Source organism: Sphingosinicella terrae (assembly GCF_003347635.1).
Taxonomy (GTDB): domain Bacteria; phylum Pseudomonadota; class Alphaproteobacteria; order Sphingomonadales; family Sphingomonadaceae; genus Allosphingosinicella; species Allosphingosinicella terrae.
On the sequence record NZ_QDFY01000002.1, the window covers coordinates 402,589 to 428,352 of the forward strand.

Annotated in this window: 19 protein-coding genes; 5 read left to right on the plus strand and 14 right to left on the minus strand. The window is 69.7% G+C overall.

Annotated features, from left to right (window positions below):
* Positions 1-15 precede the first annotated feature (15 nt).
* The 8 genes from DDE10_RS07405 to DDE10_RS07440 are packed head-to-tail and all read right to left on the minus strand — an operon-like array spanning position 16 to position 9,590.
* Positions 16-1,188, minus strand: coding sequence for a CaiB/BaiF CoA transferase family protein (locus DDE10_RS07405; RefSeq protein ID WP_114952093.1), 1,173 nt, complete (start codon positions 1,186-1,188; stop codon positions 16-18).
* 2 nt (positions 1,189-1,190) lie between these two features.
* Positions 1,191-2,225 (minus strand): TRAP transporter substrate-binding protein DctP, encoded by a 1,035-nt coding sequence (gene dctP, locus DDE10_RS07410; RefSeq protein WP_114952094.1) that lies wholly within the window; start codon positions 2,223-2,225, stop codon positions 1,191-1,193.
* Entirely contained in the window at positions 2,222-3,508 is a 1,287-nt protein-coding gene (locus DDE10_RS07415) for a 2-hydroxyacyl-CoA dehydratase subunit D (RefSeq protein ID WP_114952095.1), read from the minus strand. Before DDE10_RS07415 ends, dctP begins: the two co-directional genes overlap by 4 nt.
* Positions 3,505-5,634, minus strand: coding sequence for a CaiB/BaiF CoA-transferase family protein (locus tag DDE10_RS07420; protein ID WP_114952096.1), 2,130 nt, complete (start codon positions 5,632-5,634; stop codon positions 3,505-3,507). The genes DDE10_RS07415 and DDE10_RS07420 overlap by 4 nt, the downstream gene beginning before the upstream one ends.
* Positions 5,631-6,677: a 2-hydroxyacyl-CoA dehydratase family protein gene (locus DDE10_RS07425; protein ID WP_284734495.1), complete on the minus strand. Its 1,047-nt coding sequence runs from the start codon at positions 6,675-6,677 to the stop codon at positions 5,631-5,633. The genes DDE10_RS07420 and DDE10_RS07425 overlap by 4 nt, the downstream gene beginning before the upstream one ends.
* Positions 6,674-7,978 carry a TRAP transporter large permease gene (locus DDE10_RS07430; RefSeq protein WP_284734496.1) on the minus strand — a complete coding sequence of 435 codons (1,305 nt, stop codon included), beginning with the start codon at positions 7,976-7,978 and terminating at the stop codon, positions 6,674-6,676. Before DDE10_RS07430 ends, DDE10_RS07425 begins: the two co-directional genes overlap by 4 nt.
* Complete coding sequence (locus DDE10_RS07435; protein WP_114952097.1) at positions 7,978-8,451, minus strand: TRAP transporter small permease subunit; 474 nt, start codon at positions 8,449-8,451, stop codon at positions 7,978-7,980. Before DDE10_RS07435 ends, DDE10_RS07430 begins: the two co-directional genes overlap by 1 nt.
* Positions 8,448-9,590 carry a CapA family protein gene (locus DDE10_RS07440; RefSeq protein WP_114952098.1) on the minus strand — a complete coding sequence of 381 codons (1,143 nt, stop codon included), beginning with the start codon at positions 9,588-9,590 and terminating at the stop codon, positions 8,448-8,450. Before DDE10_RS07440 ends, DDE10_RS07435 begins: the two co-directional genes overlap by 4 nt.
* A gap of 38 nt (positions 9,591-9,628) precedes the next feature.
* Between DDE10_RS07440 and DDE10_RS07445 the strand changes: the two genes are divergently transcribed.
* Positions 9,629-10,321 carry a GntR family transcriptional regulator gene (locus tag DDE10_RS07445; protein WP_114952099.1) on the plus strand — a complete coding sequence of 231 codons (693 nt, stop codon included), beginning with the start codon at positions 9,629-9,631 and terminating at the stop codon, positions 10,319-10,321.
* A gap of 82 nt (positions 10,322-10,403) precedes the next feature.
* Here the strand turns inward: DDE10_RS07445 and DDE10_RS07450 are convergent, their stop codons facing one another.
* Both DDE10_RS07450 and pobA read right to left on the minus strand, forming a co-directional pair.
* Positions 10,404-13,142: a TonB-dependent receptor domain-containing protein gene (locus tag DDE10_RS07450; protein ID WP_162806425.1), complete on the minus strand. Its 2,739-nt coding sequence runs from the start codon at positions 13,140-13,142 to the stop codon at positions 10,404-10,406.
* Between the two features lie 179 nt (positions 13,143-13,321).
* Positions 13,322-14,500 (minus strand): 4-hydroxybenzoate 3-monooxygenase, encoded by a 1,179-nt coding sequence (gene pobA / locus DDE10_RS07455; protein WP_114952101.1) that lies wholly within the window; start codon positions 14,498-14,500, stop codon positions 13,322-13,324.
* A 140-nt stretch (positions 14,501-14,640) separates the two neighbouring features.
* Between pobA and DDE10_RS07460 the strand changes: the two genes are divergently transcribed.
* Positions 14,641-15,813, plus strand: a complete 1,173-nt coding sequence (locus tag DDE10_RS07460) for a cytochrome P450 (protein ID WP_114952102.1) — start codon at positions 14,641-14,643, stop codon at positions 15,811-15,813.
* A gap of 252 nt (positions 15,814-16,065) precedes the next feature.
* On the opposite strand, the gene DDE10_RS07465 is transcribed toward DDE10_RS07460, so the two are convergent.
* Positions 16,066-17,067, minus strand: coding sequence for a LacI family DNA-binding transcriptional regulator (locus DDE10_RS07465; RefSeq protein ID WP_284734497.1), 1,002 nt, complete (start codon positions 17,065-17,067; stop codon positions 16,066-16,068).
* Positions 17,068-17,243: 176 nt separating this feature from the next.
* On the opposite strand from DDE10_RS07465, the gene DDE10_RS07470 reads away from it, so the two are divergent.
* The 3 genes from DDE10_RS07470 to DDE10_RS07480 are packed head-to-tail and all read left to right on the plus strand — an operon-like array spanning position 17,244 to position 21,859.
* Positions 17,244-19,490, plus strand: a complete 2,247-nt coding sequence (locus DDE10_RS07470) for a TonB-dependent receptor (RefSeq protein WP_114952103.1) — start codon at positions 17,244-17,246, stop codon at positions 19,488-19,490.
* A gap of 45 nt (positions 19,491-19,535) precedes the next feature.
* Complete coding sequence (locus DDE10_RS07475; RefSeq protein WP_284734498.1) at positions 19,536-21,029, plus strand: hypothetical protein; 1,494 nt, start codon at positions 19,536-19,538, stop codon at positions 21,027-21,029.
* Positions 21,026-21,859, plus strand: coding sequence for an OmpA family protein (locus tag DDE10_RS07480; protein ID WP_114952105.1), 834 nt, complete (start codon positions 21,026-21,028; stop codon positions 21,857-21,859). The genes DDE10_RS07475 and DDE10_RS07480 overlap by 4 nt, the downstream gene beginning before the upstream one ends.
* Here DDE10_RS07480 and DDE10_RS07485 read toward each other — a convergent pair.
* The 3 genes from DDE10_RS07485 to DDE10_RS07495 are packed head-to-tail and all read right to left on the minus strand — an operon-like array spanning position 21,813 to position 25,763.
* Complete coding sequence (locus DDE10_RS07485; protein ID WP_162806427.1) at positions 21,813-22,976, minus strand: Bcr/CflA family efflux MFS transporter; 1,164 nt, start codon at positions 22,974-22,976, stop codon at positions 21,813-21,815. The two genes, DDE10_RS07480 and DDE10_RS07485, sit on opposite strands and share 47 nt — an antisense overlap.
* Positions 22,977-22,992: 16 nt before the next feature.
* A complete protein-coding gene (locus tag DDE10_RS07490; protein WP_114952107.1) occupies positions 22,993-24,261 on the minus strand; it encodes an MFS transporter in 1,269 nt (422 codons plus the stop codon).
* Positions 24,258-25,763 (minus strand): AMP-binding protein, encoded by a 1,506-nt coding sequence (locus DDE10_RS07495; RefSeq protein WP_284734499.1) that lies wholly within the window; start codon positions 25,761-25,763, stop codon positions 24,258-24,260. Before DDE10_RS07495 ends, DDE10_RS07490 begins: the two co-directional genes overlap by 4 nt.
* Position 25,764 lies beyond the last annotated feature (1 nt).

The window sequence follows — 25,764 nt, forward strand, 5'->3', positions numbered from 1 at the left end:
GGCGGCCGCGCCGTTTCAGGTGCGGCTTCGGCGAAGCCAATCGCGTATCTCGTCGCCCTGCTCGTCGAGGCGGGGCGGAGCGGTCTCGGTTCCGACCTCGCCGCCGGCGAAGCGGAAGCCGGCGCCGACGATGTGGCAATCGGGCGAGTCAGGCAGGCCGTCGACACGCAGCGGAAGCTTGAGGCCGCGTTCCGCGAGGTGGGGAAGGGAGGCGGCCTCGCCGACCTCGCGGACCATGCCGCAGGGAATGCCCGCGGCGCTCATCTCGGCCTCCCAGGCCTCGGCCGGTTTGCGCCGCAATTCGGCGGCGAGGCTCTCCTGCATCGCGGCCGAATGGGTGCGGCGGCTATCGGGATCGGCGAAGCGCGGGTCCTCCAGCCAGTCCTCGCGGCCGAGATGCCGGGCAAGCGCTGCGAACTGGCCCTGCTGGACGACGCCGAGCGAGATCAGCCGGCCGTCGCCCGCCTCGAACATCGCCGAGGTCGGCTGTCCGCTATAGCCGACATTGCCGGTGCGCTCGAGCGCGGTGCCGGTGACGAGATAGGGCACCACCGCCGAGGCCATGAAGGCGAGGCTCGCGTCGAGCATGGCGACGTCGATAAACTCGCCCTTGCCGCTGCGCTCGCGACCCAACAAGGCAGCCAGGACGGCGAGGGCGGCGGTCTGCCCGGTCAGCGTGTCGACGACGGGAAAGCCCACCCGCATCGGCGGATCTCCGGGATTGCCGCCCAGGCTCATCATGCCGCTCGTGGCCTGGACGATATTGTCGATCGCCGGCCAGTCGCGCAGCGGTCCCTCCTGGCCGTATCCGGAGATGGAGCAGTAGACGAGGCGCGGGTTGCGCGCCCGCACCGCCTCGTAGCCGAGCCCGAGCCGCGCCATCACGCCGGGCCGGAAATTCTCGAGCAGCACGTCCGATCGGTCGACGATGTCCAGCGCGGTCTCGAGATCCGCCTCGCTCTTGAGGTCGAGGCTGATCGACTTCTTGCCGGCATTCACCGCGATGAAGGCGGGAGCCATGCCGTCATAGCGCCGATCGGCACCATAATAGCGCATCGCGTCGCCGCGCCCGGGCGCCTCGATCTTGATCACCTCGGCGCCGAGCAGACAGAGCAGGTGCGAGGCGAACGGTCCCGCCATCACATGGCTGAAGTCGGCGACGCGGATGCCCTCCAGGGGCCTGGACATGGTTAGGAACTCCTGCACGTGACCTGGCCGTTCGCGCCGATGCTGGCGCGGGCCGTGTTGAACACCTGGCTGCCGTCGATGCCGTAGCGCGACAAAGCGGCGGCATTGGCCGCAGCGTCGCGCAAATAGAGGGCGTCGAAGGCGCTTTGGTCCTCCGGGCGGACCGGATAGACTTGGACGCCGCTGCTCGTGGCCGCCTCGAACCCGGCCTCGAGCGCGGCGCTTATCTCGCGGGCCAGCGCCGCTTCCCAGACCGCGCTCGCCTCGCGGAGCACCGCCCGGTGCTCGGGCGAGAGACGATCCCAGCGCGCCCGGCTCATCGCCCGCGCGGGATAGGCGCCGCGCGGTATCGCGAGCGGCGTGAAATGACGGGTGACCTCGGCGAAATGGAGCGCGCGGAACGTGTCGGCCGGAGCGACGACGCCGTCGAGCACGCCCTTGGCCAAGGCGGAATAGACCTCGCCCATCGGCATGTTGACCGGATCGGCGCCGAGATGACGCAGCACCGAGAGCAATTCGGTCGGCGCCCGGATGCGCAGCCCGCGCAGGTCGTCGAGGGTGCGTACCGGCCGTTCCCGCGTGATGATGCCGGGCAGGCTGCCGCCCTGGACGGCGAGCACGACCAGCCCGTCCAGCTCCTCCGCGAATTGCGGACTGGCCGCGGCCATGCAGCGATACAGAGCAAGCTGCTGGTCGATGTCGGTGATGCCGGCATAGAAGCCCGACTGGACCCGGATGAGGTGGGCGCCGCCCTTGACGTAGATCGGGGTGATCAGCCCGGCATCGGCGACGCCGTGGCGCAGCTCCTCCATGGAATGATCGGAGGAAAGCAGCGCGCCCGACCAGCTCGGCCGGACCCGCAGCGTGCCGCCCGATCGGCGGTCGACGAAGTCCATCCAGGCGCGGTCGGCGCGGCTGAACGGATGGGTCGGTCCGTAGGGCGTCGCATAGACGATCTCGGTCGTGCCCGGCGGCAGCGGACGGCTGCAGCCGAGCAGGACGAGCAGCAAAGGAAGGAGGAGGGCGGCTGCCCTCATGCCCGCCCCGCGTCGATCAGGAAGCGCTCGACCACGCCGACCATCGCCTCGCGGTCCCAATGGGCGGCGTCGACCATGTCGGCGTCGAAGGCGAGGACCGGAACGCCGGCTTCCTCCAGCGCGAGCCGGGTCAGGTTGGTCCCGGACTGGGAGAGGCGGCTTCCCGGCGGCACCAGCATCACCGCGGCGTCGATGCCGCAGCGTTCCGCCTCGCTCACCATCCAGCCGTTCATCCACGGCGGCAGGTGGAGGACCTCGTTCATCGAGCAGATGCGGCTGGCCAGCGCCTCCATTGGCCGACCCTTGATCTCGCGTATATATTGCGGGCCGGCGAAGGGCATGTACATCGACCAGACGAAGACGGCGCCGAGCCGCGCCTCCAGCGCCTGATAGAAGCCGGGATCGTGCCACAGCCCGGCCCCGATCCACATCAGCCGCAATTTCTCGTTCTGTGCGACCGCCTCGCCTTTGGCCACGCGCTCGGCGACTTCGTCGCGGAAGCGTTTGGCATGGGCGACCGCCCAGTCTGAGCCGCGATGCCATTGCGGGATCATCGTGTTGGGCATCTGGTCGGTGATCGCCACCGGGCAGGGGCGGGCGGAGCCGATCAGCCGGGCCGCCTCGTCAATATAGCCTTCTTGCTCGTTGATCCGCTCCATCAGATGCGCGAGCTTCTCCTCGTCGAAGCGGCGGCCGGTCTTGCGCTCGAGCAGGTCTATCAGGGCGCGCATCTCCTCGACCAGCAAGGCGATCCGGTCCTCCTGGAACACCTGCTCCCACTGTCCCCGGGACTTGTCGAACCAGGCCGGGTCCTTGTGGGTCCAGGCCGGCGCCTCCATCGCGAAGAAGTCGGTGCCGAGCGCGTCGGCCCATTGCGCGAAGACGTTCTGGATGCAGTCGCAGGTCAGGCGGGCGAGCAGCACGCTCGGCTTGGGCAGCCCGCCCCAGGGCGCGCTGGCGGGATCGTCGGCGAGGGTGCAGGCGAGGCCGAGCGAGCAATAGCGGCAGCTGTTGGACGGATAGCCCTTCGCCGTCATCGCCTCGAAATAGCGGGTCGAGAGCTGCTTGGCGGAGATATAGGCCGACCACCATTGGTTGGTGACCAGCGGGATATCCATGACGTGGAAGATCTCGTGCGGCGTATCCGCCTGGGCAATGGCGAAGGGCTCGCCCTCGTCGACGACGCGGCGCCTGAGATCGGCGCCGAACGCCTTCTGGAAGGCGGTCGCCGCCGAGGTGCAGGCAAGGTCCTTGCGGCTGCGAAGGCCGGTCGTCGTGGTCATTGGAAGAGTCCTGTTTGCTGGAGCGCGCGCGCCTGCTCCGGCGAGAGGCCGGCCAGCCCGGTCGCGATCTCGACCGAATGCTCGCCGAGGCTCGGCGGCCGGAACGGCGCGACCGTATCGCGCGAGAAGTCGATCGGGGTGCGGACATGGCCGAAGCGGCCGAGCAGCTCGTGGTCGAGCTCGACGAGGGCGCCGCGCGCGCCGAGCTGCGGGTCGGCCTCGATCAGGTCCTCGATATCCTGGACCGCGCCGGCCATGATTCCGGCCGCCTGCAGTATCTCCGCCGCCTCCCGGTCGCTGCGCTGACTGGTCCAGGCGGCGACGTCGTCGCCGGTGACGGACTTGAGCCTGGCCTCGTCCTCGGCCGTCGGCAGGGTGATCGCGACCCAGCGATCCTCGCCGGCGGCCGGGTAGAGATCCTGATGGTGCACCACCGGGTCGGCATTGCCCATCCGCGTCGGCCGCTCGCCCCGCTGCTCGGCGACGAAGGCGTCGTGCATCTGCTGGACGCAGATCTCGTACATCGAGGCGTCGACATGGCCGCCGCGCCCGGTCCGTCCGCGATGCTCGATCGCGGCCGCGGCCGCGGCCGCCATGACGAAGGGAACGATGACGTCGCCATAAGGGACCGCGCCAGGGATGACCGGATCGCGGTCCGGCCAGCCGGTGAGGAAGGTCCGCCCCGACAGGGCGCCGCCGGTGCCGTCGACGCCCCATTCCTCGGCGAGTGGCCCGGTCTGGCCGAATACGCTGCCCGACACCATGACGATCGCCGGATTGATCGCGGCGAGGCTGTCATAATCGAGCCCGAGCTTGGCCATCGTGCCCGGCGAGAAGTTCTCGACGACGATGTCGGCCCATTCGACGAGCGGCCGCAGCAGCGCCCGCGCCTCCGGCTTCTTCATGTCGAGCGCGAGGCTGCGCTTCGACGTGTTGAGATGGGCGAACCAGGGCTTGTCGTCGAAATTGCCAGGCCTCGACGCGGAGACCTGGACGTCGAGGCGCGACAGGCAGGGGCGGGTCCGGCTCTCGACCTTGACGACGTCGGCGCCGAGGTCGCCCAATGTCTTGGTGGTGATCGACCCGACCAGCGCCCAGGAGAAATCGAGCACGCGCAGGCCGGAGAGCGGCCCCGGGCGATCGCTCGGCGCGATGTCGCGCACGGGCGCGGCTGCCGTGGCTTCGCGCAGCGACACGAAGCGGCCGGGAAGGCGCAGTCCCTCGGCTTCGGTCCAGAAGCCGCGCGCCTCCAGATGCGGATCGCCCAGGACGTCGCGCGGCTCGGCGACGACGCAGGCATTGATGCCGCGGCGGCGGCCCTCCGTGCCGACTTCGGCGCGGGTGCGCGTCGCGAAGAAATCGGCGATCGCCGCCTCCCATTGCGCCCGTATCTCCGGGTCGAGGGTCGAGCGGTTGTAGCTCAGCCAATCGACGCCGCGGAGCGGATTGGGCAGCCTGGCCTCGTCGATCCAGTCCGACAGCGCCTGGTTGGCCGGCGCGCCGAAGCGGCCGGTCATCAGCGAATGGAAGCACCAGCCGTCCGCCAGCGCCCAGATGCAGCGCACCGTCGCCCGGCCGTAATTGAGCGCGCCGCCCGCCCGGTGGAGCTTGCGCCGGTCGAACTGCCAGGAAAGGATGCCGTTGACGTTGCGGCTGAACGCGACTTCCTGGATCGAAACGTCGACATGCTGGCCGCGGCCGGAGCGGGCGCGCTCGAGCGAGGCGGCCATCGCGCCCGCCGCCGCGGCCATGTCGGCGTGGAAGGTGCAGGCGTCGAGCGCCTCCTTGACGGGGCGCCGGTCGGGCTGCCCGGTGAGGCGCAGCGCGCCGCCCATGGCGGAAGCGACCAGCTCGCCGCCTTTCCACCCGCCGCGCGGGCCGCCGCTGCCGAACGGGGTCACCGAGACATGGACGAGCGCGGGATACAGCTGCTCGATCCGTGCGCGTGGCCAGCCGGCCTCGGCGAAGCCGTCGGCGCCGACATCGTCGATGAGGAAGCTGGCGCCCGCCAGTTCGCCGCCCCCCCCCGTCACCAGGTCGGCACCGAGCGAGGCGAGGAAGCGGGCGAGGGGGCGGCCGGCCATCGCGCCGGCGGCGACCACCTTGTGGCCGGCGAGCGGTTTCATCGGTCAAGTCCTTCGAGAAAGTGGCGGATTTCGTCGGCCGCGCCGTCGGCGGCGTCCCAGCGGCGGTTGGCGAGCGAGAGATGGGGAAGACCGGCCGCCTCGAGCGCGCGGCGCTGGTTCGGAACGTGCCAGACCAGGCCCTCCTCCTCTGAGACCAGCCAGAGGATGACGGCGTCGGCGGCGGCGCGGCCGGCCTCACCGCGGAGGAAGGCGGCGCGGTCGACGAAGCTGCGCGCGCTCCACGGCGAGGCATGGACCTGCGCGCCGATGGCCGCGGCGGGATCATCGGCATCGGCCGGCACTTCCGGCTCGGCGAGCCGCCCGGGCGCACGGTCATAGACTTCCCGCACGACCGTCCATCCGGCCGCCTCGACCGCGAGATGGAGGCGGTCGTCAGGGGGCGCCGATCCGGCGAGAAGGACCCGGCCGCCAGCCGGGGGCTCGTCGGTGGGCGGCAAGGGCTCGACCGGCGCGAACAGGGTGGCGCGCGCGAAGCGCTCGTGCCGACTGCCGGGACCCGAGCGGCGCGCTTCGAGGTCGCGGAACAAGGCGCGGCGACGATTGGCGCGGTCGATCCCCTGGCGAAGGGCGTCATCGCCCAGACCGAGCGCCGCGGCGAGCTTGCGGACCGCCTCGGTCGTCCGGACCACGCTGGTCGGCCGCTCGATGCGGGCGACGTCGAAGATAAGTGGTTCGGGGCCGCCGAGCTGGCCGCGACGCTGCAGCTCGCAGACATAATAATAGAGGCGCTGCGCGCTGTCCTCGCCGCGGGTGAAGACGACCTTGTCGAGGCTGTCGAACCGGCCGTCCGCCCAGTCCTGCAGGATCGAGCGGGCGGGGCCGGGGAAGCTGCTTTCCAGCCAGCAGTCGGCCGCCGGGGTCGCCCGGTCGGCCTGCCAGGGCAGGTGTATCGCAGTGAGGCCGGGCGCGAGCAGGACGTCGTCGGGGACGTCCATTCCGACATGCCCGATCGCCCGGTCCGCGCCGCGCGCGGCCGCGAGAGGGTCGTCGAGCACGGCGTCGATGCTGAGGGTCAGGTTCATTGTCCAAGCCATTGCGGAAGACCCAGCGCCACCACCGGAAAGAGGATGATGAGCAGGAGGTGGAGGAAATCGGCGGTGAGGAAGGGCAGCACGCCGCGGAAGATGCGGCCGATCGGCACGTCCCCGGAGATGCGCTGGATGACGTAGAGGTTCATGCCGATCGGGGGATGGACGAAGCCGATCTCCATCGCCCGGACCAGGAAGATGCCGAACCAGATCGGCGAGAGACCGAGCTCGACGATGATCGGCAGCAGGATCGGCGTCGTCAGCAGCATCAAAGCGAGGCCGTCGAGCACCGAGCCGAGCAGCAGCAGGAAGAGCGCGATGACGAGGACGGTCGCCAGCGGCCCGAAGCCGAGGCCGGAAATCGCCTGGCCGGCGGCGTCGGCGAGTCCCGTCACGCTGACGAAGACCGAGAAGAGCAGGGCGCCGATGACGACGACGTAGATGAGCCCGCTGGTCATCAGCGTGTCGTCGAGCGCGGCGTAGAGATTCTTCCAGGTCAACCGCCGGCGGAAGGCGGCGATGAGCAGGGCGCCGACGGCGCCGACCGAGGCGGCCTCGGTGGGGGTGAACCAGCCGAGCGCGATGCCGCCGATCACGATCAGGATGAGCAGGAAGATGTCGGCGATGCGCCTGAGCGCCGACCAGCGCTCCGCCCAGCTCGCCCGCGCCGTCGGCGGGGCGACGTCGGGCCGGAAACGGACCAGCAGCCAGATCGCGGCGAAGTAGAAGAGCATCTGGGTGATGCCCGGCACGATCGCCGCGGTGAACAGCTTGCCGATCGATTCTTCGGCGATGATGCCGAAGACGATGAGCGCGCCCGAGGGCGGGATCATCTGGCCCAGCGTCCCGCCGGCCGCGACCGATCCGGTGGCGAGCGTGTCGGCATAGCCGCGCTGGCGCATCTCCGGCAGCGCGACCATGCCGATCGTCGCCGCCGTCGCCAGGCTCGACCCATTGATCGCGCCGAACGCCGCGCAGCCGCCGACCGAGGCGAAGGCGAGACCGCCGCGGCGGTGGCCGACCATCTTTGCCGCCGCGTCGAAGATGTCGCGGCTGGCGTGGGCCGAGAAGCAGAGATGCGCCATCAGCAGGAAGAGCGGCAGCGTGCCGAGTTCGTAGCGGACCATCGTCTCGAACAGGACGACGCCCGACTTGATGAGCGCCGGCTCGAGACCGAGCACGAGGACGAGCCCGCCCAGGCCGACCAGGCCGAGCGAGACGCCGATCGGGATGCCGAGCAGCAGCAGCGCGAAGAGGATGAGGATTCCGATGAGGCCGGTCTCGGGCGTCGCCATCACGGCTTCCCCCGGCGGACGATACGGACAAGGAAGGTGATGGCGACCGCGGCGGCCGAGGCGGCGACGGCGATGCGAAGCGGCCGGTAGGGAATGCGGAGCAGCTCGCTTTCCTCATGCCCGTTCCAGAGATCCGCTGCGATCCAGACCGTGCCGGCGAGCAAGGCGGCGAAGAAGAAAGCGGAAGAGAGGCCGATCGCGACTTCTAGCCAGAAGCGGCCGCGCGGCGACCAGCGCTCGACGAGCAGATGGACGACGGCGTGGCTGCCCCGCACGGTGGCGACGACGATCGCCGCCGCCGCCGAGAGGAGCACCGCGGCTTGAACCAGCTCGATCGAGCCGAGCAGCGGCAGGCCGACATGGCGGCCGACCACGGCGACGGCGTCCGCCGCCATGGCGAGCAGCAGCGCGCCGCCGCCGATCGCGACCAGCAGCCGCATCGGCAGGCGCACCGGGCTTCCTTCGTCCTTCATGCCAGCACCCGCCGATCTCCGCGCCGCGTCAGATCCAAGGCCGGCAGCCCGGCGGTCGCGCCGATCCGGCGGACATAGTCGGCGACCGCATCGCCGCGCTCGCCCTGCGCCAGCACCGGCCGGCCGGGCGGCTCGACGTGGACCGGAACGATGCCGGCTTCGACGCTGCCGTCGGCGTGCCAGACGAGCCGCGCGAGCATCGCGTTCACCGCTTCCGGGTGGAAGGGCGCGAACGGATAGGCCGGGTCGGGCTCGAAACCGAACAGCCGCTTGCGCTTCTCCGCCCATTCGCGCCGCGCCGGGTGCGACTGGTCGGGACTGAGCGCGCGGGTGACGACGCAGCCATTGCCGAGGCCGTGGAAGATCGGCTTGCCGCGATGCCGCTCGATGCCGCGGGCGATGTGGGCATGATGGCCGACGACGGCGTCCGCACCGGCGTCGATCGCGGCCCAGGCGAGCGGCCGCTCGTAGGGCGCGAGGACCGCCGGCCGGTGGACGATTCCCTTGTGCAAGGCGACGATGACGAGATCGGCTTCGCCGCGCGCCCGGGCGATATCCTCGCGCAGGATCGCCTCGGCGGCTTCGGTGTGGCGAACGAGGTCGGCGGCCGGGGAGGCGGGGCCGCCGTCCGCGGTGACGACCTCGAGCCAGGCGCAGCCGGGATGATCCGCCGCGGCCCGGCTTCCGACCGGACCGACGCAATTGTAGCTGAGCAAGGCGACGCGCCTGCCGCCCCGCTCGATCAGCGCCGGCGCTCGCGCGGCCGCGAGGTCGGCCCCGGCGCCGGCATGGGCGATGCCGAGCCAGTCGAGGCCGGCGACGGTCTCGGCGATGCCCTGCGGCCCGCAATCGGCCATGTGGTTGCCGGCCAGGCTGACCGCGTCGAAGCCGGCGCGGGCCAAAGCGGCGAGATGGGCGGGATCGGCGCCGGGGGCGGGCACGTCCCCCTGCAGTTCCTCGCGGCTCGTCGTGTGCGGCACCTCGAGATGGCCGATGGCGATGTCCGCGGCGCGCAGCGCCGGCGCGATTCCCGACAGCCAGTGATCGGGATCGGGCAGGTCGAGGATGAGGTCGCCGGCCAGGAGAATCTCGACCGCGCCGTCCGCTTCGTTGACAATATCATCGACGATGGGCGACATCAGCGCACCGCTTCGGTGAAGAAAAACGGGGATACAGAGTGGGCGTTGCAGGAAAAGCGAAAGTCGAAGGCGCGCGCCGCCCCCAGGCCGGTCCCGCCGCCCGCGACGTCGTCGACTGGATCCGAGACCGGATCCGCGTCGGCCGCTTCGTTCCCGGGCAGCGCCTCGTCGAGGCCGACATCACCCGCGAGACCGGCGCCGCTCGCAGCCGCGTGCGCGAGGCGCTGCAGCGGCTCGAGACCGAGGGGCTGGTGGCGATCGAGGAGTTTCGCGGCGCCTCGGTGAAGCAGTTCAGCTTCGACGAGGTCCGTCAGATCTATCGCGCCCGAATGGCGCTGGAAGGCCTCGCCGCAGGCGAGTTCGCCGCGCACGGCACCGCCGAGCAGAAAGCGCGGCTGGCCGGCATCCAGCAGGAGCTCGACCAGTGGGAGGCGAGCGGCGACCATGATCGCTTCGCCGGGCTCAACACCGCCTGGCACCAGCTCATCATCGAGGGGAGCGGCAACGATTATATCCGCCAGTTCCTCGCCCGCCTGTCCGTGCCCGTCTACCGCCTGCTGTTCACGACCTTCTACAGCGTCGCGCGGATCCGCAACGCCAATGCCGACCACAGGAAGATCACCGCGGCGATCGTCGAGGGCCGGGTCGAGGAGGCGGAGCGGGCGATGCGCGATCATGTCAATCAGGGCCTGCAGGCGCTTTCGGAACTGAACTCTAACCTCTACCGGTAGCGCCGCTCCGGGCCAGGCCTGGCGGCCGGCGGCCCGGAACGATGCTGCCCGGCGATCTCGTGCGCCGGCCGCCGCCCGGCCTTCAGAAGGTCTTGCGGACGCTGAACGCGAACATGCGGCCGATCGGGTTGGTCGTGGTCGGATCGTAGCCGCCGCCGCCATTCTCGCTGAGCGCGAGGTTCACGTAAGGCGGATCCTCGTCGAGCAGGTTGCGGATCTCGATGCCGAAGGTCAGGCCGCCGGCGAGGAAGCCGCTGCCGCCCTCCAGGTCCCAGGCGACGCTGAGGTCGATCGGCGTGTAGTGGCTCACCTCCTCCGACGGAGTCACCGCATTGTTGGTGTAGCCGCCGACATGGGTCGCCCGAAGCTGGACGCGCACCGGCTCATAGTCCCAGGTGATCGCGGCGCGTGCCTTGAACTTCAAGGGCTGGAAGATGGTGTTGCGCCGGTCGGTGAGCGTGCCGTCCGGCGTGATCGAGACCTGATAGTCGGTGAGATAGGTGCCGCTGACGTTGAAGCCGAACGTGCCGGCGTTGTCGGTCGGCACCGAGTAGCTGGCAAGGAAGTCGATGCCGCGGGTGATCGACGTGCCGAGATTGCGGTTGCGGCCGTCGACGAACAGGGTGACGTTATTGGGATCGCCGCCCGGGAAGCTGCCGCGCGCCAGCGGCACGCCCTGGGCGAGCAGCTCGAGCACGCGCGCCGCCGCCGCCTCGCCGCGCAGGATCACTCCCGTGCCGGCGAAGTCCGCCTCGCGGGCGAGAATCGCGAGGTCGGCGAGATAGGTCTCGACCTGGTTGCGATAGTCGACGTCGAAATAGGTGAGGCTCGCCCGGAAGGCGCCGAAGGCGAAGTCGGCGCCGACCGACCATGTCGTCGCCTCCTCCGGCCCGATGTCGAGATTGGGACCGGAATAAGCGAAGCCGAGCAGCGGCGGGCCGCCCTCCGGATTCTGGTAGTTCTGGCCGAAGATGGCGTTGCTGTTGCCGTAGATCTGGGTGATCAGCGGCGCTCGGAACGACGTGCCGTAGCTGCCGCGGAAGGTGACTCCGCGCACCGGCGACCAGTTGATCCCGAACTTCGGATTCGTGGTCGATCCGACGTCGCTATAATGGTCGTAGCGTATCGCCGCGTCGAGCTCGAGCCGCTCGAAGCCGGGCCGCGCATTGGCGGACCCGAAGACGGGGACGAGCAATTCGGCATAAGCGGAATCGACCCGCCGCTCGAAGTCGCGGAAGGTGACCGGGGTGCCCGGATTGCCGCGCGCCGAACCGATGCCGACCTGATTCTCCTGGCCTTCATAGCCGACCGCCAGCTTCACCGACCCGCCCGGCAGCTCGAACAGGGTGCCGTTCACGCGCGCCTCGTAGCCGACGAAGGTGGCGAGGACGGGCCTCAGGTCGATCTGGTTGAACAGATTGGCGAGCACCGACGGGCTCGTCCGGCCGAGCCCGTAGGGATCGAAGGCGGTCGCCGGATCGCTGCTGGCCAGGGCGGCGGCGAGCGCCGCATTGTTGACGCCGCCGAGCTGCTGCGAAAGGTCGTCATTCTCGCCGTAGGAGAAGATGCCCTCGACGATCCAGTCGCCGAACGGATTGGCACGGACGCCCGGCGTGACCTGCCAATTCTGGGCGTAGCCGGAAAAGTCGTTGCCCGGCACTTCGGTGAAGGCCCGGTCGACGAGGTAGGAGGTGCCGGTGAAGCCGTCCGGACGGACGAAGAAGGCGTTGGTCTGGGGCACGTTCAACGAGGCGGTGAGCGTGCCGGAGCGGCGGGTGAACTCGCGCCGGCTGAAGAAGCCGTCGGCGAAGAAGGTCAGCCAATCGGTCGCCTCGAAGGTGAAGGTGCCGTTGACGCTGTCATATTCCTGCTCCGGGAAGAGATCCTGGATGTTCAGCGTCTCGCAGAGATTGACGGTGCCGGGCACGAGCAGCCCCGCGGTAGCCTGGGTGACGCCGCCGGCGGGAATGGCGTAGCTGGTCGCGCCGATCCGGATGTTGCCCGGATTGCAGGTGCGGGCGCGATAGTCCGCGCCGCCGAAGGGGCGCTGATCGTTGACGAAGAAGTCGCGCTCGGTGCCGTTGAGGGCGGAGCGATAGACATGCTCGTAGGCGAGCATGACCTGGCCGCGATCCCACCGATGGCCGATGGCGGCGCCGACCTGCCACTCGTTGAAGTCGCCTTCCTCGGCGATGCCGTAACGGGCGAAGACCTCGACGCCCGACAGGTTGCGGCGGGGGATGATGTTGACGACGCCGGCAATGGCGTCGGATCCGTAGATGGCCGAGGCGCCGTCGGCGATCACCTCGACCCGCTCGACGCCGAGACTCGGCAGCACCGAGGGATCGACGTTGCGGCTGTTGCTGATGACGCGGTGGCCGTCGATCAGGACCAGGGTGGCATAAGGACCGATGCCGCGCAGGTTGACGCTGTTGCCGAAGGCAACGTTGCCGTTGCCGCCGGCCTGCCCTCGGCTGTTCTCGCTGACGCCGAGGTCGAAGACCTGGGGAATCTCGCGGATCATGCGGTCGATGGTGGCCGCGCCCGAGGCGTTGATGTCCTCGCGGCCGAGCGAGATGACGGTCGAGCCGACCGGCGCGGCGCCGCGGACGCGGCTGCCGGTGACGACGATCGCCTCGCCGCCGGCCTCGCCGCCGACATCCTCGGCGGTGATCGGGGTCGGGCCGCCATCGACCTCGTCCGGTACGGGGGCGGGCGGGGCGCCCGTCTCGGCCTCCGCCGAGGCCAGATGCGGCCAAGCCAGAGCCATGGTGGCGGCGCAGGCCATCAGGCTGCGCGACCGAAGAGCACGACGAATCATCCCTCTCCCTCCTTCTATTATGCGGCGGAGGCTAGGATTGAACGCGAAATTGTCAACAATATTGTTCTGCATCATAACGAATGGCGCGGTTTGCCGTCTCCGCACGCTGGGAGGGGGGTAGGGGGTGGGTTTTCCAAAGGCGGCGAGCTTCCGGAGGGTAGGTCTCGGCAGGGCTGCCCCTAAAGCGGCAGGCCGACGTAATTTTCGGCGATGGCGGTGCGCATCGCCTCCGAGCTGGCGATATAATCGAGCTCGGCGACCTGCATCCGCCGGCCGAAGGCATCGGTGTCCGGGAAGCGGTGCATGAGGGTGGTCAGCTGCCAGCTGAAGCGCTCCGCCTTCCAGACGCGGGCGAGCGCGCGGCGGGAATAATCTTCTAGCCCGGCCGGGTCGCGCCGCCCGAACCAGGCGATCAGCGCCTCAGACAGATAGGCGACGTCGGAGGCGGCGAGATTGAGCCCCTTTGCGCCCGTCGGCGGGACGATGTGGGCGGCATCGCCGGCGAGGAACAGCCGGCCGTGCCGCATCGGCTCGAACACGAAGGAGCGCAGCGGCGCGATCGACTTCTCGATCGAGGGGCCGCGGGTGATTCCGGCGGCCGCTTCCGGCCCCAGCCGGACGGCGAGCTCGTCCCAGATCCGGTCGTCCGGCCAGTCCTCGAGCCGCTCGTCCAGCCCGACCTGGACATAATAGCGGCTGCGGGTCGGCGAGCGCATCGAGGCCAAGGCGAAGCCACGGTCGTGATTGGCGTAGATAAGCTCATGATGGCAGGGGGGCACGTCGGCGAGGATGCCGAGCCAGCCGAACGGATAGACCCGCTCATAGGCGCGGCCGGCGCTTGCCGGCACCGCCTTGCGCGACGGGCCATGGAAGCCGTCGCAGCCGGCGATGAACGCGGCCTCGATCCGATGCTCGGCGCCGTCCTTCGAATAAGTGAGGGAAGGGGAGGCGCCGTCGACGTTGTGCAGCGTCACGTCGGCCGCTTCGTAGACGATCTCGAGCCCGCGCGCAGGCGCCGCCTCCATGAGATCGCGGGTGAGCTCGGTCTGGCCGTAGACGGTGACGCGCCTGCCGGTGAGTCCGAAGATGTCGATGCGGATCAGCCGCTCGCCGTCGGCAAGATTGAAGCCGTCCTCGGGCATGCCCTCGGCGCGCATCCGCTCGGCGAGGCCGAGCCGCTCCATCAGGCCGGTGGTCACCGTCTCCAGAACCCCGGCGCGGATGCGCGAAAGGACGTAGTCGGCGCTCTGCCGCTCGACGATGACGGCGTCTATCCCCTCGGCGCGCAGCAGGTGGCCCAGCAGCAGGCCGGCGGGCCCGGCTCCGACGATGGCGACTTGGGTGCGCTGGCTGGTCACGATCGGCTCCGGCTGGTCTGGAACGTGTCACCCCTACCCGGTCGGTCCCGTTCGGGCAAGTTTGCTATTGCTCATAACATTATTCTTGATGTGGCGGCGCGCGGGTCCTATGAAATCGGTTTCAAGAGAGAGGTGACGCGTTGACCGAGGATTTCGATCCGCTTCAGCCGGAGACGTTCGACAGCGCCCATGCCGACTATGCGCGCCTGCGTGCCGAATGTCCGGTGGCGCGCAGCGAGGCCTGGGGCGGTTTCTGGGCGCTGATGCGCTACGACGACGTCAAGCAGGCCGCGTCGGACCCGGCGACCTTCGTTACCTCGGTCCAGAATGTCATCCCCAAGGTCGCGTTCACCGGTCGGCGGCCGCCGCTCCACCTCGATCCGCCCGAGCACACGCCCTATCGGCGGGCGCTCAATCCACTCCTCACCGCCGAGCGGGCCGAGCGGCTCGAGCCGGTGACCCGCCGCTTCGCCGCGGCCCTGCTCGAGCCGATGGTCGCCCGCGGCGGCGGCGACATCTGCACCGAATTCTCCAGCTATCTGCCGGTGCAGGTTTTCGGCGCCTGGATGAACATGCCGGCACAGTGGCTCGACCGGCTGCACGATGCGGGCCGCGCCTTCAATGTTGCCGTCCAGTCGGCGCAGGAAGGCACGATGAAGGAGACCAGCCTCGTCCTCTACGACCTGGCGCGCGATCTTATCGGCCTGCGCAAGCGCGAGCCGCTCGATCCCGGTGACGATCCGACCAGCGCTCTGCTTGCGGCTCGCCACCAGGGCGAGCCGCTGCCCGACGAGATGATCGTCGGCACGGTGCGGCAGGTGCTGGTGGTCGGGATGATCGCGCCGATGGTGATGGTCGGCAGCATCGCCGTCCACCTGTCCCGCGATCGCGCCCTGCAGTCGCGGCTGCGCGAGGATCCCGCGCTCGTCCCCGCCGCGGTCGAGGAGTTCCTGCGGCTCTATACGCCCTATCGCGGCTTCGCCCGCACGGCGACGCGCGAGGTCGAGATAGGCGGCCGCCGAATCGCGCCGGGCCAGCCGATCGCGCTCGTCTACGCCTCCGCCAATCGCGACGAGGCCGTCTTCGAGGACGGCGCCTGCTTCCGGCTGAACCGGCCGAATATCGGCGAGCATATCGCCTTCGGACGCGGCCCGCATCATTGCCCCGGGGCTCCGATCGGGCGAATGCAGCTGAAGGTGGCGCTCGAGGAGCTGCTCGCTCGGACGAAGGGCTTCGTGCTGGCCGGCGAGCCGGTGCCGACTCTCTTCCCCGAGATCGGCGCGCGTTCGGTCCCGCTCCGCTTCGAGGCCTGAACCAGCGAAAGCGGGGGCATCGCATATCTCTCCGCGGGGCTCGCCGTTCGCGGCATCGTCCATCTAGCGCGCGAGCAACCCCGACGCAGCGATGGCGGTCACGACCCTGGAAACCCTCCCCCTGAGGGGTAGGGTAGGGTGGGGTGCTCCAAGTCCGAGAATTTCCTCCAGCCGTCTACCCCCTCACCCCAACCCTCTCCCTCCGGGACAGGGAGCAGGTGGGGCCAGCGGCAGCGCCTCACAACGTCCGGCTCACGCGCTCTCCCGCGCGATGATGCGAAAGCCGACGTCGATCTTGCGCTCGTCCGGAAGCCGGCCTTCGCCGCGCTGCTTGAGCAGGCGCACGGTCTCGCGGCCGATGCGGCCGCCGTCTATGTCGACCGTGCTGATCGTCGGCCGCATCTCGCCGGCGACCGCGAGGTTGCCGAAGCCGAAGATGGCGAGATCGTCGGGAATCCGGATTCCGGCATGAAGCGCCTCGACGATCACCCCCTGGGCGAGGGAATCCGAGCCGCAGACGACGACGTCGGGGCGGGGGTCGAGTTCACCGACCCGGCGGAAGGCGGCCCGGCCGTGGCCGAAGCGGCTCGGGATGCTCACCTTCATCTCGACCGGCGGGCTGCCGCCGTCGGTCGTCCAGCGTTCGACGAAGCCGTCGCGCCGGCTCTGCGCGCGGCTGCCTTCGGCGACGACGAGGAGCGGGCGCCGATAGCCGCGTTCGCCGAGAAATTGCGCCACCGCCTCGCCGACGGCGCGGTGGGAGAAGCCGACCGCATAATTGATCGGATCCTCAGGCAGTCCCCAGGTCTCGACGACGAGGGTCGGATGCTCGCGCAGCCGCCGGCGGACCGATTCGCCATGGGCGCCGCCGGTGAGGACGATGGCGTCCGCCTGTCGGCCGAGCGCCGCGTCGATCAGCCGCGGCGCGACCTCGAAGCGGGGGCCGGTCATGGCGAGCATGGTGCTCATGCCCTCGGCCGAGAGCGCGTCGACCATCGCCTCGATGGTTGGGTTGAAGATCGAATTGGAGATGACGGGGACGAACACCGCCACGAGCCCGCTCCGGCGGGACGCGAGGCCGCCGGCATTGAGGTTGGGGACATAGCCGATTTCCTCGACGGCGCGGCGGATCCTCTCCGCCGTCTCCTCGGCGAGCAGCCCCGGCATGTTGAAGAATCGCGAGACCGTCGCCGCGGAAACGCCGGCGCGCGCGGCGACATCGTGGATGCGCGGGGCCGAGCCGCCCGGGATCACCAGCCTGTCCTCATCGCCGCACCATGCACTGCCGGCGCCTGGGCTCAAAGTGTCAAACGGTCTCGCTCCGCTGGCTTATGAAAACGGTTGCAGTGACCCGGCATTTTAGCTATTCGCCATAACAATATTGGACCCGGCCGAGACCGGGGGCGACCACTCGCCGAGGGGAGGAAGACATGATTTCACGCCAAAGCCGACGCTCGATCCTGATCACCCGCGCCAGTGCGCTTGCCCTGATACCCGTCCTGGCGGCGGCGCCCGCCGCGGCGCAGGACGCGGCGGACCTCAGCGGCGGCCAGCCGACCAGTGTCGGCGAGGTGGCGGACCCGGAGCGGGCAGCCGGCGCGACCGGCGGCGTCCAGGACATCGTCATCACCGCAGAGCGGCGCGAGCAAAGGCTTCAGGACGTCCCGGTGTCGGCGACCGTGCTGTCCGCCGACGACATCGCCCGCCGCGGCGTGGAGGACGTCAGCGACATCCAGCAGGTGTCGCCCTCGATCACCATCAACACGGTCAACCGCTCGACCTTCATCAACATTCGCGGCGTCGGCCTGTCGCAGTCGGCGCCGACCCAGAGCCCCGGCATCGCTTATTATATCGACGGCCAGCTCATCCCGCAGGACTTCTTCATCGGCCAGTCCTTCTTCGACATCGGCACGGTCGAGGTGCTTCGCGGGCCGCAAGGAACCCTGACCGGCCAAAACTCGACGGGCGGCGCGATCTATGTCCGCACGCCGGAGCCGCGCTACAACGACTTTTCCGGCTATCTCGAGCAGACGGTGGGCAATTTCGATGCCTTCCGCACCGTCGGGGCGATCAACTGGGGCCCCACCGACCAGGTCGCGCTGCGCCTCTCGGGAATCCATGACGAGCGCGACAGCTTCACCGACAATATCGGTCCGAGCCCGAGCAGCCCGGGCGACCTCAACCTCGATGCCATTCGCGCCAATCTCGCCTTGCGGACCAGCGACCGGCGCCTGCTCGTCAACGTCCGCGGCGAGTATTTCGACCAGCGGACCAGCAACATCCCGGTCAAGCCGTTCACCGGCAGCCTCAGCACCGATCCGTTCGAGATCGACTATGACGCGATCACCTTCTTCAACCAGCGCGGCTATCGCCTGTCGGGCGAGGTGCGGTTCGACGTCACCGACGGCATCCAGCTGCGCGGCATCACCTCCTGGCAGGACGGCTATCACGAGGACATAGCGGACGGCGATCGCACCTCGACGACGCCTTCGCCGCAGGGCCGCGTCGCTTATGGCCGCACCGACCTCGAAAACTGGATCAACGAGGTGAACATCATCTCGACCGGCGAAGGGCCGCTTCGCTGGGTGCTCGGCGCTTTCCGCCTCGACGGCAAGGTGCCGGTGACCCTGCTGCGCGACAATAACAGCCGCGTCACCTTCAACCGATCCAACTCGACCATCATCGCCGCCGCCGACAATCGGTCGCAGTCGCTGTTCGGCCAGGTCAACTATTTCCTCACCGACCAGCTCGAGCTGATCGGCGGTCTTCGCCACAGCTGGGACCGGCAGGTCTATGTCCAGTCGGTGCTGCCCGGGCCGCCGGGGCCGCCGGCCACCAACATCGCCAGCTCGACCGCCTGGACCGGCCGACTCGGCCTCAACTACGCCTTCACCAACTATATCAACGCCTATGCGACCGCGTCCAAGGGCTACAAGGCGGGCGGCGCCAATCTCGGCCGGGGCGTGCCCAATTACGGGCCCGAGACCAACTGGGTCTACGAGATCGGGCTCAAGACCGAGATCATTCCGCGTCACCTCCGCGTGAACGGCGCCCTCTTCCACTCGCGCTACCGCGACATCCAGCTGGTCAGCCTGCTCGACGGCCTGCCGCTGACCCAGAATGCCGCGCGCGGCGAAGCCTGGGGTGCGGAGCTCGAGGTGACCGGCCAGTGGGGCGGGCTCGGCGTCAATCTCGGCATGGGCTGGCTCGACGCGCAATTCGCCCGCGACGTGTGCATCAACAACACCAACAATCCAGCCGGGACGCCTTCGCTCTGCCCGTCGGCGAACCCGGCCCAGGCGGACGAGCTGGTGCCGGCGGGGCGGGTGCTGCCCTATTCGCCGGAATGGACGATCAATGCCGGCCTCCAATATGCGATCGATCTCGGCGGCGAGCTCAGCCTGACGCCGCGCGTGCAGTGGAACTACATCGCCGAGCAGATCACCACGCCCTTCCCGGGCGCGCGCACCGTCCTGCCGGGCCGCCACGTGGTCGATGCGCGGCTGACGCTGGACATAGGCGAGCGCTACCGGATCGAGGCCTTCGCCTCGAACCTGTTCGACGAGACCTATGTCGCCTCTTTGATCCAGAACACGTCGAGCGCCAATGGCGGCTTCATCTTCGGCGCGCCGCGCCAATATGGCATCCGGGCGACGGTGCGGTTCGGAGACAGATAGCGGCCTCGTGCCGCGCGAACAGGAATCGCGCGAACAGGAATGAAGATGCGTCCTTTCTCGTCGTTCGTCCTTGCCGCCGCCGCCTTGCTGTGCGGCGGCAGCGTGGCGGCGAGCGTCGGCGAGGAATATGGCTGGTGGGGACCGGGGCAGGAGGGGAGCTTCCCCGCCGTCGCCGATTACCCGAATGCCGAGGGGACTCTGCGGACCCTGCTCGTCGGCGCCCCGGTCGAGACCGCGGATCATCCCTTCTTCGCGCCGATCGGGCCGAGCGGGCGCGCCTGCATCACCTGCCACCAGCCCTCCGATGCGATGGGCCTGTCGGTCGAGACGATCCGCCGCCGGTGGGAAGAGACGGCGGGACGCGATCCCCTGTTCGCCGCGGTGGACGGCTCCAACTGCCCGATCTTGCCGCAGGATCGGCGCGAATCCCACTCGCTGCTGCTCGACCACGGGCTGATCCGGATCCAGCGCCCCTGGCCGCCGCGCGACGGCGCCGACCGGCCGGTTGATCCGGACTTCGATATCGAGGTCGTGCGCGACCCCTGGGGCTGCAACAGCGGCTCCGAATACGGTTTGCGAGCGCGGCAGCCGAGCATTTCCGTCTATCGGCGGCCGCGGCCGGTGGCGAACCTCAAATATCTGACCGCGGTCGGCTTCGCCTACGATCCCAAGCAGGGCCTGCCGCTGCCGCGCGATCCGGAGACGGGCGAGCTCATCTCCGGCAATCTGATGGCGGACGGCCGCGCCGGCACGCTCCACGGCCAGATACGCGACGCCGCGCCGACCCATCTCGAATTCTTCGACGAGATGAGCCGCGAGCAGAGACTGCGGATCATCGATTTCGAGACCCGAATCTTCACCGCGCAATATCGCCACCGGATCGGCGGCAGGCTCGACGATTTCGGCGCGCAAGGCGGACCGGACGTGCTCGCCCGCTCCGAGCCGGGCCAGCTGGGCAGCATCGGCCGCGCGGTCTGGAGCGAGTTCGAGGCCTGGGAGAATATCCCGGCCGACGCGCCGATCAGCGCCGAGGAAAGAGCGTTCAAGCAGTCGGTCGCGCGCGGCGCCCGCACCTTCCGCGAGCGCACCTTCCTCATCACCGATTCCGCCGGGATCAACTCGCCGATCGGCTTCGGCAATCCGGTCCGCAACAGCTGCGTCTTCTGCCACAACATGACGATGATGGGGAATGACGTCGCGCCCGGCCAGGTCGACCTCGGCACCACCAACTTGCCCTTTGCCGATCCGGCGCCGCACCTGCCTTTGTTCCGGATCACCTGCCGCCGCGATCCGCACCCCCATTATGGCCGCGTGATCCTGACCCACGATCCCGGCTATGCGCTCACCACCGGGCGCTGCGCCGACGTCGGCAAGATCACCTTGCAGTCGATGCGAGGCCTTTCGGCGCGCGCGCCCTATTTCGCCAACGGCTCGGCCACGGACCTGCGCGCGGTCGTCGACTATTACGACCGGCGATACGACATCCGCTATACCGAGCAGGAGAAGCAGGACCTGGTCAATCTGATGAGCGTGCTGTGACGCGGGCCAGCGCGCTTGCGGCGCTCGCCGCATTGGCATCGGCCGGCGCCGCCGAAGCGCAGTCGGTCCGCTTCGTCGCCTGTCCGATCTATCGCGACACCGATGCCGGGCGGAAGTCCGGCTGCTGGCTTGCCGACGAGGCGGCGAGCGGAATCCGCTACGACGTCAGCCGCAGTCCGACGCAGCCCGACTGGAATTTCGAGATACTGATCGAGGGCGAGCCGGCCGACGAGCCGGACACGGCCTGCGGCGGCCGCGTCCTCCACCCGGTCCGCGTCTCCGTCCTGCCGGGGGCGTGCACGCGGCACATGCTGCCGGCGGAAGGCCATCCCGGCCGCCGCTTCGTGCTGCCGCCGCGCAACGTGCGTCCGCTTTCGGAGGCCCGGCCGCCGCTCGAAGGCCCGGCGACGACCCGCACCTTCCACATCCTGTTCGACTTCAATCGCGCCTTCCTGGTCTACCAGCTCAGCGACTATCTGTTCGACCAGGCGATCACGTACATCCGTTCCGCCGATCCCCGCCGCATCGTCGTCACCGGCCATGCGGCGACGCGCCCGACGCTGGTTTCGGGCCGTGAGCTGGCCGAGGATCCAGCCATCGCCGAGGCACGCGCCTCGCTGATCCGCGAGGCGCTGGTGCGGATGGGCGTGCCGGAGGACAGGATCGTCGTGCGGACCCGTACCGAGGCCGACATCGTCGCGGCGGAAGGCGCGGATGGCTTGGCCGAGCCGTCGCGGCGTCGTGTGGACATCCTCGTCGAGGTGGCCGGCACCCAGGAACAGGCTAGGCGGCCGGGCGGCGGGGCGCCGTCCAGGCCAGCAGGGCAATGACCAATCCCGCCCCGGCCAGCGGCAGCGCGACCGAATAGACGGTCGGCCGGTAGAAGGCGGCCATCACGCCGGTCGCGGCCGCGCCCATCAACATCTGGAGCGCGCCGAACAGGCTCGAGGCGGTGCCTCGAAAGGCGGGCTCCGGGACCCGGAGCGCTCCGGCCAAGGCCGACGGGCCGGTCAGTCCGGCGCCGAAGCCGGAGACCATCATCGGCCCGATCAGGGCCGCGGGATGGCCGGCATTCCCGGCAAGGCCGAGCATGATCAGCCCGCCCAGCGCGAAAGTCGCCGTGCCCCATCGGAGCGCCTGGCCGGGCCGACGCGTCTCGATCCGCCCGCACAGGAGGGTGCCGGCCATGACGCTGGCGGCGACGCACAGGAAGGCGATGCCGGTGCCGGCCGGATCCAGTCCGTAGAGATCGACGAGCAGGAAGGAGGCGCCGGCGAGGAAGCCGAACATGCCGATCGTGCCGATCGCATTGATCGCCGTGAAACGCATGAACCGACCATCGGCGAGCAGACGCGGAAAGGCGGCGAAGGCGGAGGTCTCGCCTGCGCGCCGAGCAGCCCCGGTCTCGGGCAAGGCCAGCCACGTCGCCGCCAGCGCGCCGCTGCCGGCGAGCGCGAGGACCGCGAAGATGAGGCGCCATCCTCCGGCGGACACGAGCAGGCCGCCGAGCAAGGGCGCGAGGGTCGGCGCGAGCAGCACGACCAGCGACAGCCGCGCCAGCTCGGCGGCGGTCTCCTCGGCGCGGGACAGATCGACGACGACGGCGCGCGAGACGACGAGCGCGCAGGCGCCGCCGCAGCCCTGGACGACGCGGCCGAGGAGAAAGGCCGTGATGTCCGGCGCGGCCGCGCACAAGGCGGCGCCGGCGACGTAGAGACCGGCGCCGGCGACCAGGATCGGCCGGCGGCCGACCAGGTCCGATGTCCAGCCGCCGACCAGCTGGCCGACGATCAGCCCGGCGAGATAGAGGGTGATTCCGAGCTGGACGAGGCCGACCGGCGCGCCGAGGCCGGCGCTCACTGCCGGAAGCGCGGGCACGAATGCGTGGATGCCGAGCGAGCCGAGGGCCGACAGAAGGACCAGCAGGAAGGCGACGCGCCGGCTCACCGGCGCGATCGGCCGATCATCGCGCCATACGCCGCGCGACCAGCGCGAAGCCCGCCCCGGCGAGGAGGACGGCACAGAGCAGGAAAGTCGGCGCGGCGAACCCGCCGGTGGCGTCGCGAAGCAGGCCCATCGCCGTCGGCACGATCAGCCCGGCGAAGCTGCCGACCATCGCCGTGGCGACGATGGCGACCGCCAACATGGAGGGCTTGAGCAGGCTCGTCGGCACCGCCCAGAATGGGCCGACGCAGGCGCCGAGGCAGAAGCCGGCGACGAGCAAGGCGGCGAGGCCGAGCAGGCCGCCGCCGGCGAGATAGGCGACGAGCAGCGACAGGCTCGCCACCGCGAACGGGATGGCGAGGTGGAGGAAGCGCTCCTGCGTCCGATCCGAATGATGGGCATTGACGAAGATGCCGGCGGCATTGGCGAGCCAGGGCAGAGCGACGACGACCCCGATCTCGGTCGGGCCGAGGCCGGAGAGGCTGCGGATCGTCTGCGGCAGCCAGAACATCACGCCGTAATTGCCGGCGAGGCCGCAGAACCAGATGCCGGCGCAGGTCCAGGTCACCGGCGAGCGCAGGGCGTCCCAGCGGCTGGAATCTCCCTTGGGCGGGGGCGTGCTGCCGGTGACGTTCGCCTCGATCCAGTCCTTCTCCTCCGCGCTCAGCCAGCGCGCTTCGCGCGGTCGGTCGGGGAAATAGAGGAGGGCGAAGACAGCGAGCAGGATCGCCGGGAATCCCTCGACCAGGAACATCCAGCGCCAGCCTTCCCAGCCGAGCGGATTGGGCGCCTCGATCAGCCACCCGGAAAGCGGCGCGCCGATCACCTGCGAGACCGGGATGGCGGCCATCGGCAGCGCCAGGATCGAGGCGCGGTAGCGCGGCCCGGCCCAGTGGCTGAGATAGAGCATCACCCCCGAAGCGAGGCCGCCCTCGGCCGTGCCGATGACGAAGCGGAAGAGATAGAAGGAGAGCGGGTTCTCGACCAGCGACATGGCGGTCGCGGTGATTCCCCAGGCGAGGGTGATGACGGCCAGCCATTTGCGAAGGCCGATCGCCTCGAACAGCATCACGCTCGGATATTTGAGCGCGACATAGCCGACGAAGAGGATGCCGGCGCCGAAGCCATATTGCGCACTGGTCAGGCCGATCGCCGCATTCATCTCGAGCGAGGCGAAGGCGACGTTGGCCCGGTCGAGCGAGCCGACCAGGAAGAAGAGGGCGAGCGGCAGGACGAGCCGCCATTGAACGCGGCGGCCGATGCGATCGGCGATCGGCAGGGCGCTCACGGCGGCCCGGCCAGCCGGCGGCGCAGCTCTCCCTTCACCACCTTGCCCGAGCCGGTGCGCGGCAGCGCGTCGAGCAGGTGGACGGCCTTGGGCAGCTTGTAGCGGGCGAGCCGGCTTGCGCAGAAATCGAGGAGGGCGCCGGCGTCTGCTTCAGCATCCGGCTGCAGCACGATGGCGGCATGGCCGACCTCGCCCCAGCGCTCGTCCGGAACGGCGAACACCGCCGCGGCGGCGACGTCCGGATGGGCGACGATGACCGCCTCGACCTCGGCCGGATAGACGTTCTCTCCGCCCGAAATGTACATGTCCTTCTTGCGGTCGACGAGGAAGTGGAAACCGTCGGCATCGCGCCGGACGAGATCGCCGGTGCGGAAATAGCCGTCGGCGGTGAACGCCTTCTCATTCTCCTCGGGCCGCTGCCAATAGCCCGAGAAGAGATTGGGTCCGCGAAGCAGCAGCTCGCCCACCTCATCCGGTCCGCAGTCGCGCTCGTCGTCATCGACGATGCGCGCCTCGATCGTCGGCGGCAGCAGGCCGGCGGATCCCGCCTTGGCGTCGATGAGCGCGAGGTCGATCGGCATGCCGAGGACGGTGCCGGCCTCGGTCATGCCGAAGCCGTCCACCACGGCGATCCCGTCGGCCAGCCACTGGCGGATCCGAGGTTCCGGGTGCGGCGCGCCGCCGGTGAACAAGGCGGTGAGGCCGTGCAGCCGCTCCGGCGCGAAGCCGGGGCAGGCGCGCAGCATCTCGGCCATCTGCGGCACGCAGAAATAGTGGGTCACGGCGAGCGCCGGATCGGAGAGGCGCTCAAGGGTCGTTTCCGGGTCGAAGCCGGCGGAGACGATCGCGGTGCCGCCCATCATCAGCCCGGGCCGGAAGCAGGTGACCATGCCGATGACGTGGAACATCGGCGAGTCGACGAGGAAGACGCTCGCCGGGGTCACCGCGCCGAGTATGGCGAAGTTGAGCGCGGTGGCGAATAGCGCCCGTTCGGACAGCAGCACCCCCTTGCTCCGTCCGGACGTGCCCGACGTGTAGAGCATCAGCGACGGGCGCTCGGCGTCGGTCGGGCCCGGGTGTCCCGGCGCGGCTGCGTCGAGCTCGCCCGACAGGATGGCGAGCGACACGCCGTCGGCGGCAAGACCGGCTTCCTCGAGGCGGACGTCGCCGGCGAGCAGGCGCGGCCGGCAGTCGGCGATCAGGTCGGATAGCTCGGCCGGGCTCAGTCGCCAGTTCAGCGGGACATAGATCGCCCCGAGCCGCGCGCTGGCCAGCTGCAGCACGAGCTGGTCGACATGGTTGCAGGCGATCATGGCGAGGCGATCACCGGTTTCGAAACCATAGCGGCCGCGGAGCAGGGCGACCGCGCCGTCGACGCGCCGGTCGAGCGCGGCATAATCCAGCGCCCTTCCCGTCGCGGCATCGACCATCGCCGGATGGCGCGGCCGACCACGGGCGTGCAGTCGCACGAAATCGGCGGTGGGCAGCGGCGGAGAAGTCAAT